This is a genomic window from Stenotrophomonas sp. JAG2 (assembly GCF_041080745.1).
Lineage (GTDB): Bacteria > Pseudomonadota > Gammaproteobacteria > Xanthomonadales > Xanthomonadaceae > Stenotrophomonas > Stenotrophomonas maltophilia_AA.
Window position 1 is genome coordinate 98,782 of record NZ_JBEUMH010000008.1, and the last position, 16,227, is coordinate 115,008.

At 67.2% G+C, this 16,227-nt stretch carries 15 protein-coding genes; 6 read left to right on the top strand and 9 right to left on the bottom strand.

Annotated elements, in window-relative coordinates; all coding sequences use genetic code 11:
- Positions 1 to 4 precede the first annotated feature (4 nt).
- From AB9O74_RS12230 to AB9O74_RS12250, 5 genes are all read right to left on the bottom strand, one after another.
- On the bottom strand, positions 5 to 1,330 hold the full coding sequence (locus AB9O74_RS12230) for an acetylglutamate kinase (RefSeq protein WP_176989413.1): 1,326 nt from the start codon (positions 1,328 to 1,330) through the stop codon (positions 5 to 7).
- Between the two features lie 73 nt (positions 1,331 to 1,403).
- On the bottom strand, positions 1,404 to 2,492 hold the full coding sequence (locus AB9O74_RS12235; protein WP_369349470.1) for an acetylornithine deacetylase: 1,089 nt from the start codon (positions 2,490 to 2,492) through the stop codon (positions 1,404 to 1,406).
- 154 nt (positions 2,493 to 2,646) lie between these two features.
- Entirely contained in the window at positions 2,647 to 3,840 is a 1,194-nt protein-coding gene (locus tag AB9O74_RS12240) for an argininosuccinate synthase (protein ID WP_369349471.1), read from the bottom strand.
- A gap of 130 nt (positions 3,841 to 3,970) precedes the next feature.
- Positions 3,971 to 4,981 (bottom strand): N-acetylornithine carbamoyltransferase, encoded by a 1,011-nt coding sequence (locus AB9O74_RS12245; RefSeq protein ID WP_369349472.1) that lies wholly within the window; start codon positions 4,979 to 4,981, stop codon positions 3,971 to 3,973.
- A 361-nt stretch (positions 4,982 to 5,342) separates the two neighbouring features.
- Positions 5,343 to 5,915 carry a hypothetical protein gene (locus AB9O74_RS12250; protein WP_369349473.1) on the bottom strand — a complete coding sequence of 191 codons (573 nt, stop codon included), beginning with the start codon at positions 5,913 to 5,915 and terminating at the stop codon, positions 5,343 to 5,345.
- A 255-nt stretch (positions 5,916 to 6,170) separates the two neighbouring features.
- Between AB9O74_RS12250 and cysS the strand changes: the two genes are divergently transcribed.
- From cysS to AB9O74_RS12265, 3 genes are all read left to right on the top strand, one after another.
- On the top strand, positions 6,171 to 7,538 hold the full coding sequence (gene cysS / locus AB9O74_RS12255) for a cysteine--tRNA ligase (protein ID WP_369349474.1): 1,368 nt from the start codon (positions 6,171 to 6,173) through the stop codon (positions 7,536 to 7,538).
- Positions 7,539 to 7,690: 152 nt separating this feature from the next.
- The gene (locus tag AB9O74_RS12260) at positions 7,691 to 8,131 is read left to right on the top strand and encodes a SufE family protein (RefSeq protein WP_176989407.1); all 441 of its coding nucleotides are present in this window, start codon (positions 7,691 to 7,693) and stop codon (positions 8,129 to 8,131) included.
- Positions 8,128 to 9,381, top strand: coding sequence for an MFS transporter (locus tag AB9O74_RS12265; protein WP_176989406.1), 1,254 nt, complete (start codon positions 8,128 to 8,130; stop codon positions 9,379 to 9,381). Before AB9O74_RS12260 ends, AB9O74_RS12265 begins: the two co-directional genes overlap by 4 nt.
- Positions 9,382 to 10,060: 679 nt before the next feature.
- On the opposite strand, the gene dksA is transcribed toward AB9O74_RS12265, so the two are convergent.
- On the bottom strand, positions 10,061 to 11,332 hold the full coding sequence (dksA, locus tag AB9O74_RS12270; RefSeq protein ID WP_369349475.1) for an RNA polymerase-binding protein DksA: 1,272 nt from the start codon (positions 11,330 to 11,332) through the stop codon (positions 10,061 to 10,063).
- 272 nt (positions 11,333 to 11,604) lie between these two features.
- Here dksA and yidD point away from each other — a divergent pair, with 272 nt between their 5' ends.
- From yidD to AB9O74_RS12285, 3 genes are read left to right on the top strand one after another with little or no spacing between them, the layout of a single operon-like run.
- Positions 11,605 to 11,862 (top strand): membrane protein insertion efficiency factor YidD, encoded by a 258-nt coding sequence (yidD, locus tag AB9O74_RS12275; protein ID WP_121038212.1) that lies wholly within the window; start codon positions 11,605 to 11,607, stop codon positions 11,860 to 11,862.
- Positions 11,863 to 13,209 carry a dihydroorotase gene (locus AB9O74_RS12280; RefSeq protein WP_176989404.1) on the top strand — a complete coding sequence of 449 codons (1,347 nt, stop codon included), beginning with the start codon at positions 11,863 to 11,865 and terminating at the stop codon, positions 13,207 to 13,209.
- Positions 13,209 to 14,054, top strand: coding sequence for a M23 family metallopeptidase (locus tag AB9O74_RS12285; RefSeq protein WP_369349476.1), 846 nt, complete (start codon positions 13,209 to 13,211; stop codon positions 14,052 to 14,054). Before AB9O74_RS12280 ends, AB9O74_RS12285 begins: the two co-directional genes overlap by 1 nt.
- 31 nt (positions 14,055 to 14,085) lie before the next feature.
- Here AB9O74_RS12285 and AB9O74_RS12290 read toward each other — a convergent pair whose 3' ends face one another.
- The 3 genes from AB9O74_RS12290 to ubiG are packed head-to-tail and all read right to left on the bottom strand — an operon-like array spanning position 14,086 to position 16,219.
- Positions 14,086 to 14,793, bottom strand: coding sequence for a squalene/phytoene synthase family protein (locus AB9O74_RS12290; RefSeq protein ID WP_369349477.1), 708 nt, complete (start codon positions 14,791 to 14,793; stop codon positions 14,086 to 14,088).
- An 18-nt stretch (positions 14,794 to 14,811) separates the two neighbouring features.
- Positions 14,812 to 15,495, bottom strand: coding sequence for a phosphoglycolate phosphatase (locus AB9O74_RS12295; RefSeq protein ID WP_369349478.1), 684 nt, complete (start codon positions 15,493 to 15,495; stop codon positions 14,812 to 14,814).
- Positions 15,488 to 16,219 carry a bifunctional 2-polyprenyl-6-hydroxyphenol methylase/3-demethylubiquinol 3-O-methyltransferase UbiG gene (gene ubiG, locus AB9O74_RS12300; protein WP_346492659.1) on the bottom strand — a complete coding sequence of 244 codons (732 nt, stop codon included), beginning with the start codon at positions 16,217 to 16,219 and terminating at the stop codon, positions 15,488 to 15,490. The genes AB9O74_RS12295 and ubiG overlap by 8 nt, the downstream gene beginning before the upstream one ends.
- Between the last annotated feature and the right edge of the window lie 8 nt (positions 16,220 to 16,227).

Below are 16,227 nucleotides of genomic sequence, written 5' to 3' on the forward strand. Positions count from 1 at the left end.
AGGTTCAGCCCTCCAGGCTGGGGGTGCGTGCGGCGCAATGCTCGACGTACGCTTTGATGCGGTCGAAGCCGTCGGCGCCGAACCAGAACACCTTCCAGTGGCCCTGCTTGTAGCAGCCATCGGATTCGGCGTAGTAGAAGTGATTGATCGGGTTGCCGTTGCGCGAACGCCAGAACAGCTGCGGGGTTTCGTCCAGCATGACATTCCAGACCGCGCGGCCCAGGCCTTCGCCCTGCGCGTCGTCGAGCACCGCGAACTTGTCCAGGTATACGCCTTCGGCTTCGTCGGTGAGGATCACTGCGGTGCGGTAATTCTCGCTGACATAGGCGCGCAGCAGCTTGGTTTTCTGGAAGTAGTCCGGCACCAGGGTACGGCCGAAGCTGGATTCGATCAGCTGCTTCAGGCGCGGCAGATCGAGTTCGTCCCACGCGGTGGCGCGCAGCACTTTCTCGCCCTTGCGCACCAGCGTGCCGGAGCCCTTGTGGGTGAACAGCTCCTTGGCCAGGTCAGCCGGCCGGGTGATCGACACCGAGGACTCCAGCGGCAGGCGATCCAGCAGGTCCTTGATCTGTTCGATCTTGACCCGCATGCCGCCATGGATCCACGGCTGCTGCATCAGCTGGTCGTACTCGGTGGAGAGGTTGATCGAGTCGATCACCTTGCCTTCTTCATCGAGCAGGCCGCCGGTGCCGGTCAGGAAGATGATCTTGTACGGCTGCAGTTCCTGCACCAGCTCGTTGGCGGCGAAATCGGCGTTGACGTTGAGGATCTGCCCGCAGCGGGTTTCGCCCAGGCTGGTGATCACCGGGATCGAGCCGGCGCGCAGGCTGGCTTCGATCGGGGCCAGGTTGACCTTCTTGACCTCACCGACCAGGCCGTAGGTGTCCTGGTCCAGGTACTCGGCTTCGAACACGCCGCCGGTGATCGAGGTCGCGCGCGCACCATTCTGCTGCAGGGCTTCGACCAGCTGCAGATTGGAGGCCTGGAACACCCGGCGCACGATCGCCAGGCCTTCGGCCGAGGTCACGCGCAGGCCGTTGACGGTCTGCTTCTCGATGCCGGCCGCCGATAGTTCGGCGTCCAGCTGTGGGCCGGCGCCATGCAGCACGATCGGGGTCAGGCCGACTTCCTGCAGGAACGACAGCGAGGAGGTCAGCGCATCGAGATCATCACGCAGCACCGCACCGCCGACCTTGACCACGGCGAAGCGTTTGGCGTCCAGCTGCGAGAAACGCTTGAGGTACTGGCTGATCTCCTTCGCGCTGGCCATGCTCGAGAGCAGGCGCACGATGGTCTGACGGGTCTGGCGGTGGGGCTGGGAAGAAGGCATTTCGATATCGTCGCAGGCGGCCGGGGCCGCGATGGGAGTTCCGTCAGTGGAGAGCCACGACGGCGTCATTGGATCACGCGCCGCGCGCGATGATGCGGTGCACGGACGCGGCGTAACGCTGCAGCTGCTCCAGCGTCACGAACTCATCGGCGGTGTGGGCCTGGGCGATGTCGCCCGGACCGTACACCAGGGTGGTGTAACCCCCGGCCGAGAACAGCGAGGCCTCGGTCCAGAAATCCACCGCGTTGCCGATCGGGATGTCCAGCGCATCGGCCACGTCACGCGCGGCCAGCCGGCGGTTTTCTGCTTCGGCAATATCGCCGGCCGGGAAGCTCGGCCCGCGGAAGGTCTCGGTGAACACCGCGGCCTCCGGTTCGGCGAAGCTGGCAAACGTGGCCAGCAGCGCATCGATGTCCATCGATGGCAGCGGCCGGAAGCCGAAACGCACCTCGGCCGCGGGCGCGATCATGTTGGCCTTGATCCCGCCTTCCACCCGGCCGATGTTGAAGCGCAGGCCGGTCAGCCCGCCAAAGCGCGCATGGGCCAGGGTGTCCACATGGTCCAGCGCGCGGTTGCCCCAGCGCATCGCCTGGTGCAAGGCGCTGGCGGCCGCATCCTGCTTGCCTGAAGCATGCCCGGCGCGGCCTTTGAACTGCATCAGCACCGAGCTGATGCCACGGTGCGCGAGCACCGCTTCGCTCATCGTCGGCTCGGCCACCAGCACCGCTTCATACGGAATGCCACGGGCGAGGAAGGCTGCGATGCAACGCGGATCGTTGGCCTCCTCGTCGCTGGAGAACAGGAACGCGGCGTCGCCATCGCTGGCGTTCGCAGCAGCCACCAGGGCGGCCGCGGCGCCCTTGATGTCGCACACGCCCAGGCCGATCACGCGGTCGTCCGTGCGCCGCATCAGGTGCGGGTCGGCCGTCCAGTGCGGCGAGTCGGGCACGGTATCCAGGTGCACGTTGAACAGGTACTTCGGGGTGCCACGCACCGCATACAGGCTGACTGCACCGTCGCCATGGTCGATCACCTCCACGTTGAACCCGGGCAGGTTCGCGCGCAGGTAGTCGAAGATGCCGCCGGTGGTGATCGCACGCGGCGGATTGCGCGTGTCGAAGGACACGAGCTGCTGCAGGTGATCGAGTGTCTGTTCCAACATGTTTCTGGATATCCGTAGGGTTCAAAATCGGTAGTGCCGGCCGCTGGCCGGCTCTGCAATGATCCAGCCGTGCCACGAGCCGGCCAGCGGCCGGCACTACCCTCCATCGGCCTTGCGAGGCGCCGGCCAGCGGCCGGCACCCCGGTGAATCGCCTTAGCGGTTTACCTGCGCGTACAGCGTGGAGCTCATGCCGAACAGCTTGATGAAGCCCTCGGCCTCTTCCACGCCCCAATCGGCCGACTGTGCATACGTAGCGCCCTTGGTGTTGAGCAGGTGCGGCGACTTCACCGCCACGGCATCCACACGGCCACCGCGGGTCTCCAGCACCACTTCACCGTTGACCTTGGTCTGCGAGGACTTCAGGAAAGCCTCGATGTCGGTCTTCAGCGGGTCGTGGTAGAAGCCTTCGTACACCAGCTCCACCCACTTGCGCGCCACGTCCGGCTTGAAACGGTTCTGCTGCTTGGTCAGCACCGCATCTTCCAGCGCGCGGTGCGCGGCCAGCAGCGAGACCAGGCCCGGCGCTTCGAACACGATGCGGCCCTTCAGGCCGATCACGGTGTCACCGGTGTAGACGCCACGGCCCACGCCGTACGCGGCGAACAGCTTGTTGAGCTTGGCCAGGATCTGCTCACCCGGCAGCGCCTTGCCGTCCAGCTCGACGGCTTCGCCTTCGACGAACTTCAGGGTCACGGTCAGCGGCTCGACCGGCCATTCGCTGCGCGGGGCGCACCAGCCGCGGGCACCCTCACCCGGCGCTTCCCAACGGTCGATCTCGCCGCCGGACATGGTCAGGCCGAGCAGGTTCTCGTTGATGGTGTAGGCCTGCTGTTTGGCGCGCACACCGAAGCCGCGCTCTTCCAGGTACTTCTGCTCGTAGGCGCGGGTCTGGGTGTGTTCCTTCTGGATTTCGCGGATTGGCGCGACGATCTGGTAATCGCCCAGTGCCTTCACGGCCAGATCGAAACGGACCTGGTCGTTGCCCATGCCGGTGCAGCCGTGGGCGATGATGTTGGTGCCCAGTTCGGCGGCGCGCTTGAGCGCGGCATCCACGATCAGGTAACGGTCGGAGACCAGCAGCGGGTACTGGCCCTGGTAGCCTTCGCCGGCCCACACGAACGGCTTGACGAAGCCACTCCAGATCGCCGGGCCACCATCGACGGTGACGTGGCTGGCGACGCCCAGCTCGGCGGCACGCTTCTCGATGAAATCGCGCTCTTCGTCATCCACGCCGCCGGTATCGGCGAACACGGTGTGCACGTTGTAACCGCGCTCCTGCAGGTAAGGCACGCAGAAGCTGGTGTCGAGTCCGCCGGAGAAGGCCAGGACGATGTCTTTCTTGCTCATGGGGGTCAGGTCCAAGTGGAATGCAATGTGGAATGCGTTTTTCGGGGCGGTAGAGCCACGCCATGCGTGGCTGCTCTTCGTTGGGCGCCGCGAAGCAACGCATGGCGTGGCTCTACGGCCGCCGTGCTGCTTATCGTCCTGCCAGCGCCGACATGATCGCCTTCTGCACATGCAGGCGGTTTTCGGCTTCGTTGATCGCGATGCACTGCGCCGAATCCATCACGCCGTCGGTGGCCTTCACGTTGCGGCGCAGCGGCAGGCAGTGGCTGAAGACACCGTTGTTGGTCATCGCCATCTTGGCTTCGTCGACGATGAAGTGCTTGTACTGGTCGCGGATCGGCTTTTCCGGTTCCCAGTTGCCGAAGAACGGCAGCGCGCCCCAGCTCTTGGCGTACACCACGTCCGCGCCGGCGTAGGCGCTGGCGATGTCATGGCTGACCTGCAGCGAACCGCCGCTCTCGGCGACGTTCTGCTCGGCCCACTCCATGTAGCGCTCATCCAGGATGTAATCCGGGGTCGGGCACAGCAGGGTCACGTCCATGCCCATGCGGGTGGCGATGGTCAGCGCCGAGTTGGCCACGGCGGTGTTGAGCGGCTTGGGGTGGTAGGTCCAGGTCAGCACATACTTCTTGCCGCGCAGGTCCTGGGTACCGAAGTGCTCCTGCAGCGCCATCACGTGGGCCAGTTCCTGGCACGGGTGGGTGATGGTTTCCATGTTGATGACCGGCACCGGCGAGTACTTGGCGAAGCTCTTGAGCACTTCGTCCTCGCGGTCCTTGGTCCAGTCGATGAATTTCGGGAAGGCGCGCACGCCGATCAGGTCGACGTAGCGACCCAGCACCCGGGCCACTTCGGCGATGTGCTCCTCGGTGTCCCCGTCCATCACCGAGCCCAGGTTGAATTCGATCGGCCAGGCGTCTTTGCCCGGCTGCAGCACGATCGCATGGCCGCCCAGCTGGAACGCGCCCAGCTCGAAGCTGGTGCGGGTCCGCATGGAGGGATTGAAGAACACCAGGGCAATCGACTTGCCCTTGAGCTCGTCGCCCAGCTTGTTGCGCTTGAACAGCGCGGCCTGGGTCAGCAGGGCATCCAGGTCGGTGCGGCTCCAGTCCTGGGTGTTCAGGAAGTGCTTCAGGGACATCGATCGATCCTTTGCGGCTGGTTTTCCACCGTTTCCGGCGGAGGTTGGGGGCGCCGGGGCGCGTTCAGGGCTCAACAAAACGTATACAGATGAAACTTTTCAGATCGCAGAAACGAAAAAACCCAGCGCGGGGGCTGGGTTTTCCGAACAGACAGCACGAAGCTCCGGTTACCCAGCGAAAATGTGGGGTTCCGGTCGGCGGGCACGCGACGTCATGCCCGTAGCCATACGGGCGGCGCTGGTGTCGTGCTGGAAGTCGGTGAGTTTCATGGCCGCCCATCTTTGCATGCACCCGGAGTGCGTGCAAGGCCTGAATGAAAATTCAGGTTGAAGCCATCCACCCCCGGGGCGATGCCGGGGGTCACGGGTTGGCGCCGCCAGCCTGCTCGTTGCCGATCCAAGGGGTGATCGAGACCCGGATCTTGAGCCGGTTGCCCGGATCTTCGGGCAGGCGGGAGCGGTACTTGGTGCCCTTGTAGACGTAGTCCACGTCGTAGGCGATCGGCCGGCGGAACTCGCGGCCGACCGGGATGATCTTGCAGTCACGGGTCAGCAGCGGGCCGGTATTGGCCGGCGCGGTCTCGACGACCACGGTCTCGGAATAGCCGTTCTCGTCCGTGCTGCCGTCTTCGCGGCGGAAGATCGAGCGCACCGAGTCCATGAAGCGGCCGAACCGACCCTTGTCTTCCTGCGGCTCCTCCCCCGTAACGTTGACCGGGGCCAGCGTGCGGGTCGAGATCGGCTCGCAGTGCTCCTCGGTGCGGGTGGCGCGCAGGGTCTGGAACACCGGCTCGACGTTGAGCACCTGGGCGTAGTCGAACTTGACGTTCTCCACGATCACCACCCGGTTGCGCACCTCACCGTCCTGGGCGCACGCCCCGAAGGTGGCACTTCCGAGCAGGCAGACCAGCGTCAACAACGAAGCGGATTTCATTGGCAACAAGGAAAAGGACAAGGGGGATAGTTTAGGCAGTGCCAAGCACAAGGGGCTGAACATTACCCTTCCGCGACGTTTCTGCCCATAGGCCGGACCCACCCGCGGCCCCGGAACCCGCCCCCACGGGCCGGATCGGCTGAAGCCTTCAGCGATCCCGCCGGCCGGCCCCGCCGCCCACCTGCCCTTCCCCGCATCCCCCCAAAGCCCCCGACACGTTCTAAAATCGACCGCTTACCCCCGCTCCCGACCCTCATGACCCTGCGCCTGCACAACAACCTGACACGCCAGCTCGAACCGTTCACCCCGCTCGATCCGACCTGTCCGACCCTGTATGTGTGTGGCCCCACGGTCTACAACTACGTCCACATCGGCAATGCCCGTGGCCCGGTGGTGTTCGGGGTGCTGGCCGATCTGCTGCGGCGCCGCTTCGGCGGCCTGCGCTATGCCCGCAACATCACCGACGTGGATGACAAGATCAACACGGCCGCGCGCGAGCAGAGCGTGCCGATCAGCACGATCACCGACCGCTTCGCCGCCGCCTACCGCGAGGACATGGCAGCGCTGGGCGTGGTCCCGCCGGACATCGAGCCGGAAGCCACCGCGCACATCCCCCAGATCGTCACGATGATCGAGCAGTTGATCGCCAACGGGCACGCCTACGCGGCCGAGGGCCATGTGCTGTTCTCGGTGGGCTCCTACGCCGACTACGGCAAGCTCTCGCGCCGCGACCCGGACGAGATGCTGGCCGGTGCACGCGTGGACGTGGCCCCGTACAAGCGCGACCCGGGCGACTTCGTGCTGTGGAAGCCCTCCAGCGACGACCTGCCCGGCTGGGCATCGCCCTGGGGCCGCGGCCGCCCGGGCTGGCACATCGAGTGCTCGGCGATGGCCGCCGCCCACCTGGGTCCGACCATCGACATCCATGCCGGCGGCGTGGACCTGCAGTTCCCGCACCACGAGAACGAGATCGCGCAGAGCGAGTGTGCGCACGGTGGGCAGACCTTCGCCCGGTTCTGGCTGCACAACGGCATGCTCAACTTCGGCGGCGCCAAGATGAGCAAGTCGATCGGCAACATCGAGCGGGTGCACGACCTGGTCCGCCAGCATGCCCCGGAGGCCCTGCGCTACGCGCTGCTGTCGGCCCACTACCGGCAGCCGCTGGACTGGTCCGATGCGCTGATCGAGCAGTCGGTGCGCACCCTGGACCGTCTGTACGGCACCCTGCGCGACCTGGTCGACGTGGAAGCCACGGCAGTGATCCCGGCCGAGATCGAGGCCGCGCTGGATGACGACCTCAATACACCGCAGGCGCTGGCCGAACTGGCCCGCATCGCCGGCGAGGCGCGCAAGGCCGCCGACGCCGACAAGGCGCACTGGAAGTCCACCCTGCTCGGCGCCGGCCTGGCGCTGGGGCTGCTGCAGCAGGATCCGGGCGCGTGGTTCGGCACGGCGGTCGGCCACGATGACGACGCCGCCATCCAGGCCCTGATCGACGCGCGTGCGGCGGCCAAGCAGGCCCGCGATTTCGCCCGCGCCGATGCGATCCGCGACCAGCTGGCCGCCGAAGGCATCGTGCTGGAAGACACCGCCCAGGGCGTACGCTGGTCGCGCAAGCGCTGAAAGACCGCCCGACTGACCGCCGGGCGCTGCCAGATACTGCCCGATCCATCGGGCGTTGCCACGACACAGACCCGGCCACGGATGGCCGGGTGCCTCCTTCGAACCATCACGGCCAGACCACGGAAGGCGCATGACCGGCCTGGAGTACCCCCATGACCCCTGCATCCCCGTTCCCGCTCGAACCCACCCCTGCCGAGGCCCAGGCCGCCATCGCCGAGGAATTCGCCTTCTTCGGTGACTGGTCCGAGCGCTACCAGTACTTGATCGACCTCGGCCGCAAGCTGCCGACCTTCCCGGACGAGTGGAAGACCGAGGAGCATCGTCTGCTCGGCTGCCAGTCGATGGTCTGGATCGTGCCGGAGGGCAATGCCGCGTCGCTGCGCTTCCACGCGATCAGCGACTCGGCGATCGTCTCCGGGCTGATCTACCTGGCCCTGCGCGTGTACTCGGGCCGTTCCGCGGCCGAAATCCTGGCCACCGAACCGAGCTACATCCAGGACATCGGGCTGTCGCGCCACCTCTCGCCAACCCGCAGCAATGGCGTGGCGGCGATGCTGGCCTTCATCCGCGACACCGCCCAAGCACAGTCGTGACGGTCTCTGCCGATCCGCAGGAGCCCGACAGCGCCCTGCAGCTGCTGGCCCGCCCGGGTTTTTCGCTGGTGCTGGCGTACCGCATCTTCGCGATGCTCTCCTACCAGATCGTCGCGGTGACGGTCGGCTGGCACATCTACGAAGTCACCCGCAATCCGTTCTCGCTGGGCCTGGTCGGCTTGGCCGAGGTGCTGCCGTTCTTCTGCGTGGCCCCGTTTGCCGGCTACCTTGTCGACCACCTGCCGCGCCGCCGGCTGGGCATGGTCGCGTGCAGCGGGCTGGTGATGACGGCCCTGGTGCTGACTGCGGTCGCCCAGGGCTGGCTGCCCTTCCACGGGGTATGGCCGATCTATGCGGCAATCGCGCTGACCGGCATGGTCCGCGCGTTCCTGTCGCCGATCTACAACGCGCTGTTCGCGCGCGTGCTCGAGCGCACCCAGTACGCGCGCGGTGCGGGCCTGGGCGCGGTGGTGTTCCAGGCGGGCATGGTGCTCGGCCCGGCACTGGGTGGCGCACTGGTGGCCTGGGGCGGCAAGGGCGTGGCCTATGGCGTAGCGGTCGGCGTGTCGCTGATCGCGCTGGGCTGCCTGGCGGCGCTGCGGGTCTCCGAGCCGGTGCACACGGGCCCGGCGGCCCCGATCTTCAAGAGCATCGCCGAGGGCGGTCGTTTCGTGCTGGGCAACAGGATCATGGTCGGGGCGATGGCGCTGGACATGTTCTCGGTCCTGCTCGGCGGCGTGGTGGCGATGCTGCCGGCGTTCCTGCACGAGATCCTGCACCACGGCCCGGAGGGGCTGGGCGTGCTGCGTGCGGCACCGGCGCTCGGCTCGGTATGCGTCGGCCTGTGGCTGGCGCGGCGGCCGCTGCAGCGCAATGCGGGGCGCGTGCTGTTGTTCGCGGTGGCGGGGTTCGGTCTGTGCGTGATCGGCTTCGGGCTGTCGTCGAATTTCTGGCTGTCGGCGGCGATCCTGCTGTTCTACGGTGCGTTCGACGGGGTGTCGGTGGTGGTGCGTTCGACGATTCTGCAGTTGGCGACGCCGGAGGAGATGCGCGGCCGGGTGTCGTCGATCAATGGCATTTTCATCAGTTCGTCGAATGAGCTGGGTGCGTTCTATGCGGGCACGATGGCGAAGCTGCTGGGGCTGGTCCCGGCGGTGGTGCTGGGTGGCTTTGCGGTGTTGAGCGTGGCGGGCATCACGGCCTGGAAGAATCCGACGCTGCGGCGGTTGAATCTGCGCGATCTGCATTGAGGATTTGGCCGGCTGGCCGCTTGGGGCTCCCCAGCTGGAGCCCGGGCTGGCTGGCAAGTTGGCTGGCGCTGCGCGGTTGGGTTGCGTGCGCTGTCGGCTCGGCGCCTTCCTGATCCTGCGGTTGGGCGGCCGGGCAGCGCAGTGCAGGACCCGCCGTAAACCCATCCATGGGGGCTCGTAGTGCGGCATCCATGCCGCACACGGTCCTTCACTGCGCTACCCGTCCACCCATGGACAGTAAGTTGCTTGCGCGGGATTGACGGCGAAGATCGACCGCACCCGCTACGCCTGTAGATCCACGCCATGCGTGGATGCCGCGCAAAGCGCGGGACAAACATCCGGACCAGCACCCGGCATGTCCCGACGATCCAACCGGCACTGGCAGCCGGCCGAAACCGTGTCGGACGCGGGAGTCCAAGCCCTTCCCTCCGCCGACCCATGAACCTGTCGGGAGTGGGTCGGGTGGCCCTGGCCGGGACCGTAGTGCGCCATGGATGGCGCACTACGAGCCCCCATGGATGGGTTCACGGCGGGTCCCGGACAGGGCTGCCCGACCCACTCCAAGCACGAGGCATCAAGGCGCCAGCGCTCTGCACGAACGGCCAATCCAAAAGCGAACAGCCACAAAAAACCCGGCCGAAGCCGGGTTTTCCGTAGAACAGCAACACCAACAGCGCGATCAGTCGCCCTGCTGCTTCTGCAGATGCTCCCAACGCTCCTGCGCATCGATCGTGCGCTCAGCGGTCAGGCGGGCTTCCAGACGATCCAGGCCGATTTCTTCGCCCGTATCGACACAGAAACCGTAGTCGCCGTCTTCCAGACGCTTCAGCGTGCTGTTGATCTTGCCGATCAGCTTGCGGTAACGATCACGGGTACGCAGTTCCAGCGAGTTCTCGGTCTCGCGGGTGGCGCGCTCGGCCTCATCGCCGATATCACGCACTTCTTCCTGCAGATTCGCGATGGTCTGCTTGGATTCTTCCACCAGATCATTGCGCCAGTGCTGCAGGCGCTGGCGGAAATACTCCAGCTGCAGCGGGCTCATGTATTCCTCTTCCGCGCTCGGCTTGTAACCGTCGGGCAGGATCGGACGACCGGTGGCTTCGTCAGTCTTGTATTCCACCACCTTCACCTTGGTGCGCGGGGCCGGGGCGGCCGAACGCGCTGCCACGGCAACGGCGACCTTGCCGACCGGACGGGACACCGGCTTGGGGGCGGACTCGGACTTGGCGGGGGTTTTTGCAGGCGATTTCGAAACGGGCACGGGATTCTTGTTTTGCGGGGCCTTGGAGGCGGGGGCGGCTGCGACCGGCGCCGGCGCGGAGGCCGGAGAGGTGACAGGTTTGGCCGCGCTCTTGGCCGGGACAGACTTGGCCGGCGCCGGCGATGCCGGCTTCGGTGCGGACTTCACTACGGGTGCTGCAACCGGCTTGGCAGCCGGCTTGGATGCCACGGGCTTGCTGGCGGTCTTGCTGGCCTTCACCGGCGTGGCCGGTGCCTGCTTGACTGCGGTCTTCTTCGCCGGGGCCGGCTTGGCCGCGGGTTTGGCGGCGGCAGGCGTCACGGTCTTTTTGGCCGCCGGCTTGCCGGCCGCGGTTTTTTTGACGGGCGCCTTGGTTACCGGCTTGCCTGCCGCGCGCTTGGCGGGCGTGGCAACCGGCTTGGCGACCGCCGACTTCTTGGCAACGACCTTCTTGGCGACGGTCTTCTTGGCCACCACCGTCTTGGCAGCAGGCTTCTTGGCGACAGCCTTCTTGACGGCCTTGGCGGGCGACTTGCTGGCCGCCTTCTTAACGGGTGCCGTCCTGGCCGCCGGTTGTTTGGATGCAGGCTTGCCGACCGGCTTGGCAGCCGGCTTCTTGGCAACGGTCTTGGCCGCCAACTTCTTTACAACAGGCTTGGCGGTTTTCTTGGCGGCCTTGACGGCCTTCTTTGCAGTTTTTTTAGCAGCCACGAAACGCTCTTCCTTGGATTCCCCGGGGCCCGGGAAAGCGGGCCTTTATAGCCTACCCGACCAGCAGCAGCAACCACACCGCCTACTCCGTTCAGCCCCGGAGTCGCAAGGCGTGCGACCGGTCCGCCTGGCAGGCGGGCCAACGTGCGCAGTTCGGTACCTGACCCGGCGACACCGCCGGGGCGGCCCGTCGCGCGCGTGGGTGCGGACGGGTCCAACGCCCCATCCTGCGACAAATGCGGCCTTCATGCCAACTGGAATAAGATTGGGGGGTGATCTCACGCCTGCTCATCGCCCTGCTGCGCTTCTACAAGCGCTTCATCAGCCCGTTGCTGGGGCCGCGTTGCCGCTTCATGCCCAGCTGTTCTGAATACGCCATGCAAGCCATCGCCACCCATGGCCCCGCGCGCGGCAGCTGGCTGGCCGCGCGCCGGCTGGGCCGCTGCCATCCCTTCCATCCCGGTGGTATCGACGAGGTGCCCCCGCGCGCCGCGCATGACGCCACCTGCCGCTGCACAGGAAAACACTGAATGTCCTCCACGCTCATCGTCAACGCCCGCCTCGTCAATGAAGGCACCATCACCCAGGGCGACCTGCGCATCGAAGACGGCCGCATCGCGCAGATCGGTCCTGGCCTGGAGGCACGTCCGGGCGAAACCGTCGTCGACGCCGCCGGCCGCTGGCTGCTGCCGGGCATGATCGACGACCAGGTCCACTTCCGTGAGCCCGGCCTGACCCACAAGGGTGACATCGCGACCGAATCCGCCGCGGCCGTCGCCGGGGGCCTGACCAGCTTCATGGACATGCCCAACACCAACCCGCCCACGCTGAACGCCGAGATCCTGCAGTCCAAGTACGACGCCGCCGCCGGCCGCGCGCGCGCCAATTACGGCTTCTACATGGGCGCCAGCAACGACAACCTGGCCCACATCCAGTCGCTGGATCCCAAGACCGCACCGGGCATCAAGGTGTTCATGGGCGCTTCCACCGGCAACATGCTGGTCGACAACCCCGAAACGCTGGACGCGATCTTCCGCGACGCGCCCACGCCGATCATCACGCACTGCGAAGACACCCCGATGATCGATGCCAAGGCCAAGGAGTACGCCGAGAAGTACGGCGATGCCCTCAGTGCCGAACAGCACCCGGACATCCGCTCGCGCGAGGCCTGCCTGAAGTCCTCCCAGCTGGCCGTGTCGCTGGCGAAGAAGCACGGTACCCGCCTGCACGTCCTGCACATCTCCACCGCCGACGAGCTGGCCCTGTTCGAACGTGGCCCGCTGATCCGCGCCGATGGCAGCCGCAAGCAGATCACCGCCGAAACCTGCATCCACTTCCTGCGTTTCGACCGCAGCGATTACGCGCGCCTGGGCAACCTGATCAAGTGCAACCCGGCGATCAAGGAAGCCAGCGACCGCGAGGCACTCACCCGTGCGGTGGCCGATGACGTGATCGACGTGCTCGCCACCGATCACGCGCCGCACACCTGGGAAGAGAAGCAGAAGCCCTATGCGCAGGCGCCGTCCGGCCTGCCGCTGGTCCAGTACGCACTGGTCGCCGCGCTGGAGCTGGTGCACGAAGGCAAGCTGGAGATCACCCAGGTCGTGCAGAAGTTCGCGCACGCGCCGGCCCAGCTGTTCGACGTCAGCCAGCGCGGATACCTGCGCGAGGGCTACTTCGCCGATCTGGTGCTGGTCGAGGACGTGCCCTTCACCGTCAAACGCGAAGACGTGCTGTCCAAGTGCGGCTGGTCGCCGTTCGAAGGCACCACGTTCCGCTCGCGCATCGCCTCGACCTGGGTCAACGGGCAGCTGGCGTGGGATGGCGAAAAGCTGGTGGGTTCGCCGAACGGCCAGCGCATGAGCTTCGACCGCTGATGCGGGCACGGCTGTTGAGTGCGGCCCTGGCGGCCGCAGGCGTCGCGGCGATGGGCAGCCTGCTGCCCTCGCCCGTCATGGCCCAGGCCGACGCGCGGGTCGTGTTTCCGGCCAGCGCCTCGCAGGGCGCGATGGTGATCGGCAAGGTGCCCGCCGGCAGCGTCGTGCAGTACGGCGGCCGCACCCTGCGCGTGAGCGGGTACGGCAGCGTGGTGTTCGGCATCGGCCGCGATGAAAAGGGCCCGCTGCAGGTCCAGGTGCAGCGGCCGGACGGCGGCAACGAAACGGTCAGCATCGCCGTCACCCCGCGTGACTGGCCGACCGAGCGTGTCAACGGCGTACCGCCGAAGACGGTCAACCCGCCGCCGGCGATCGCCGAGCGGATCAAGCGCGAGCAGGCCCAGGTCACCGCCGCGCGTGCCCGCGATGACAACCGCGCCGACTTCGCGCAGGCCTTCATCTGGCCGGTGCAGGGCCGCATCAGCGGCCGCTTCGGCAATGCGCGCGTCTACAACGGGCAGCCCGGTTCGGGTCACTCCGGCATGGACATCGCGGTCCCCACCGGCACGCAGGTCAAAGCACCGGCCGCCGGCGTGGTCACCTTCGCCGGCCCGGACCTGTATCTGACCGGCGGCACGCTGCTGCTGGATCACGGGTTCGGGATCAGTTCGAACTTCCTGCACCTGTCGCGCATCGACGTGAAGGTCGGCGACCGCGTGGAACAGGGCCAGGTGATCGCCGCAGTCGGGGCGACCGGTCGCGCGACGGGCCCGCACCTGCACTGGGGCATGAACTGGTTCGATACCCGTATCGACCCGCTGCTCGTGCTGGAACGCGGGAAATAACGGCGTGCCGGCCGCTGGCCGGCACGCACACTCAGCCGCGCGCAGCCCACCAGGTCAGCCACAGCGTGCGCATCGGCGTGGCCTGGTACTGGCGATCCTGCGCCCAGGTCTGCTGGCGGGCACGGGCCAACGCGGCGTACAGCCGTCGGGGCCGCGGGCCGGCTACCCGCGCCGGCCACTTCGCCAGCAACTGCTGCGCCCACCTGCGCGGCGCGGCGGTGTCATCCTCGGCCAGCAGCGAACGCGGAATGGCAGCGACACCACTCTCGTGCAGGCGCTGGGCCAGGGTCTGCACCAGCACCGGGGTGGCGACATCGCCACGCGCCGGGCTGTCGAACATCACCGCTTCGACCGCAGCCACGGCGGCCGCATAGGCCTGCAAGGCGCGCAGCGCCTGCGCCGGATCGACCGGTATCGCACGCGCGTCGATCAGATCCGGCAGGGTCTCGGCCAGCTGTGCCCACGGCGCACGCACCGGCTCGAGCACCCGGCCCAGCGGATGGCGCGAACGCTGCGCCGCCCAGCTGCGCAGCTCTTCCCCCCACCACGCCAGTTTGGCGTCCGACGGCATCGGATCGCCGGCGGTGTTGAGGATGTCGTCGAACTCCTGCAGCAGCGAGAACCACGCCACCACCAGGGTACGCTGGTTCTCGGGAACGAAGCGTTCGGCCACCTGCCACTCGGGCCAGCGGGTCCGCCACTTGTCCAGGAAGCTGTCCAGGGCGCTGGAAGTACTCACGGTGTATTCCTTGAAAGGCTAGAGCGTGCGCGGAAGCGGCCACGCCTTGGCATGCTGCAGGTGTTCGGGCAGATCGACGAGGGTGTCGGCCCCCCAGGCCATCGGATCGTCGGCATCGAGCCGATAGCCCCACAGGGCGGCGACGGAGGCCATGCCGGCGGCGTTGGCGGCGACGATGTCGCGCTCGTCATCGCCGACGTAAACGCAGGTGCCCGGTACGATCCCCATGCGTTCAGCCGCGGCCAGCAGCGGCAGCGGATGCGGCTTGCGCTGGGCCAGGGTGTCGCCACCGATCAGCACCTTGCAGCGCTGTTCCCAGCCCAGCTGCGGCACGATCAGGCGGGCCAGGTATTCGGGCTTGTTGGTCACGATGCCCCAGGCACAGCCGGCAGCATCAAGTGCGTCGAGCATGCCGGCGATGCCATCGAACAGCGCCGCGTGCTGGCCGATCAGAGCCTCGTAGCGTTCCAGGAACTCCGGCACCAGCGCATCACGCTCGACCTGCCCCAGTTCGGGAAAGGCCACCGAAATCATCGCGCGCGAACCCTTGGAGACCACCGGGCGCAGCGCGCCCAGGGTGATCGGCCCACGTCGGCGCTCGGCCAGCATCGCGTTGGCGGTGGCCAGCATGTCCGGCGCGCTGTCCAGCAGGGTGCCGTCCAGATCGAACAGCACCGCCGGCGGGAAACCGAGCTCAGACACGGGCGGCGGCGTCCGGCTTGACCGCGTGGGCCAGGTAATTGATGTCGGTGCGCGTGCTCAGGCGGGCCCGGTTGCGCCACGGCTCGTAGGCCATGCCACTGACATCGCGCAGGTTGAAATCCGCTTCGCGCAGCCACTTGCCCAGCTCGGCCGGCTTGATGAAATCCTGGTAGTGGTGCGTGCCCTTGGGCAGCAGCCGCGCCACGTACTCGGCACCGACGATCGCTACGGCGAACGCGGCCGGGGTGCGGTTGACGGTGGACAGGAACAGCTGGCCGCCCGGCTTCAGCAGACGGTGGCAGGCGGCGATGATCGCGCCCGGGTCCGGTACGTGCTCGAGCATTTCCATGCAGGTGACCACGTCGAAGCTGCCCGGCTGCTCGGCGGCCAGGTCTTCAGCGGCCTGCACGCGGTAATCGACGCTGACGCCGGACTCCAGCCCGTGCAGGCGCGCGACCTTGACCAGTTCCGGGGCCAGGTCGATCGCGGTGACGTCCGCCCCTTCCTTCGCCAGCGCCTCGCTGAGCAGGCCGCCGCCGCAGCCGATGTCGAGCACGCGGGCGCCACGCAGCGTGACGCGCTGGGCGACGTACTTCAGGCGTACCGGGTTCAGCGCATGCAGCGGCTTCTGCGGGCCGTCGACGTCCCACCAGCGGTTGGCGAGCGCGGCGAACTTGTCCAGTTCGGCCTGATCGAAATTGGTGGAAGCAGGAGGGGTGTTCATGGGGATCC

Excerpts from the sequence above, each read along its gene's own strand:
- cysS (WP_369349474.1), top strand. The coding sequence starts at position 6,171 with ATGACCCTGCGCCTGCACAACAACCTGACACGCCAGCTCGAACCGTTC.
- AB9O74_RS12245 (WP_369349472.1), bottom strand. The coding sequence starts at position 4,981 with ATGTCCCTGAAGCACTTCCTGAACACCCAGGACTGGAGCCGCACCGAC.
- AB9O74_RS12230 (WP_176989413.1), bottom strand. The coding sequence starts at position 1,330 with ATGCCTTCTTCCCAGCCCCACCGCCAGACCCGTCAGACCATCGTGCGC.
- AB9O74_RS12240 (WP_369349471.1), bottom strand. The coding sequence starts at position 3,840 with ATGAGCAAGAAAGACATCGTCCTGGCCTTCTCCGGCGGACTCGACACC.
- AB9O74_RS12260 (WP_176989407.1), top strand. The coding sequence starts at position 7,691 with ATGACCCCTGCATCCCCGTTCCCGCTCGAACCCACCCCTGCCGAGGCC.
- AB9O74_RS12285 (WP_369349476.1), top strand. The coding sequence starts at position 13,209 with ATGCGGGCACGGCTGTTGAGTGCGGCCCTGGCGGCCGCAGGCGTCGCG.
- AB9O74_RS12235 (WP_369349470.1), bottom strand. The coding sequence starts at position 2,492 with ATGTTGGAACAGACACTCGATCACCTGCAGCAGCTCGTGTCCTTCGAC.
- ubiG (WP_346492659.1), bottom strand. The coding sequence starts at position 16,219 with ATGAACACCCCTCCTGCTTCCACCAATTTCGATCAGGCCGAACTGGAC.
- AB9O74_RS12280 (WP_176989404.1), top strand. The coding sequence starts at position 11,863 with ATGTCCTCCACGCTCATCGTCAACGCCCGCCTCGTCAATGAAGGCACC.
- AB9O74_RS12250 (WP_369349473.1), bottom strand. The coding sequence starts at position 5,915 with ATGAAATCCGCTTCGTTGTTGACGCTGGTCTGCCTGCTCGGAAGTGCC.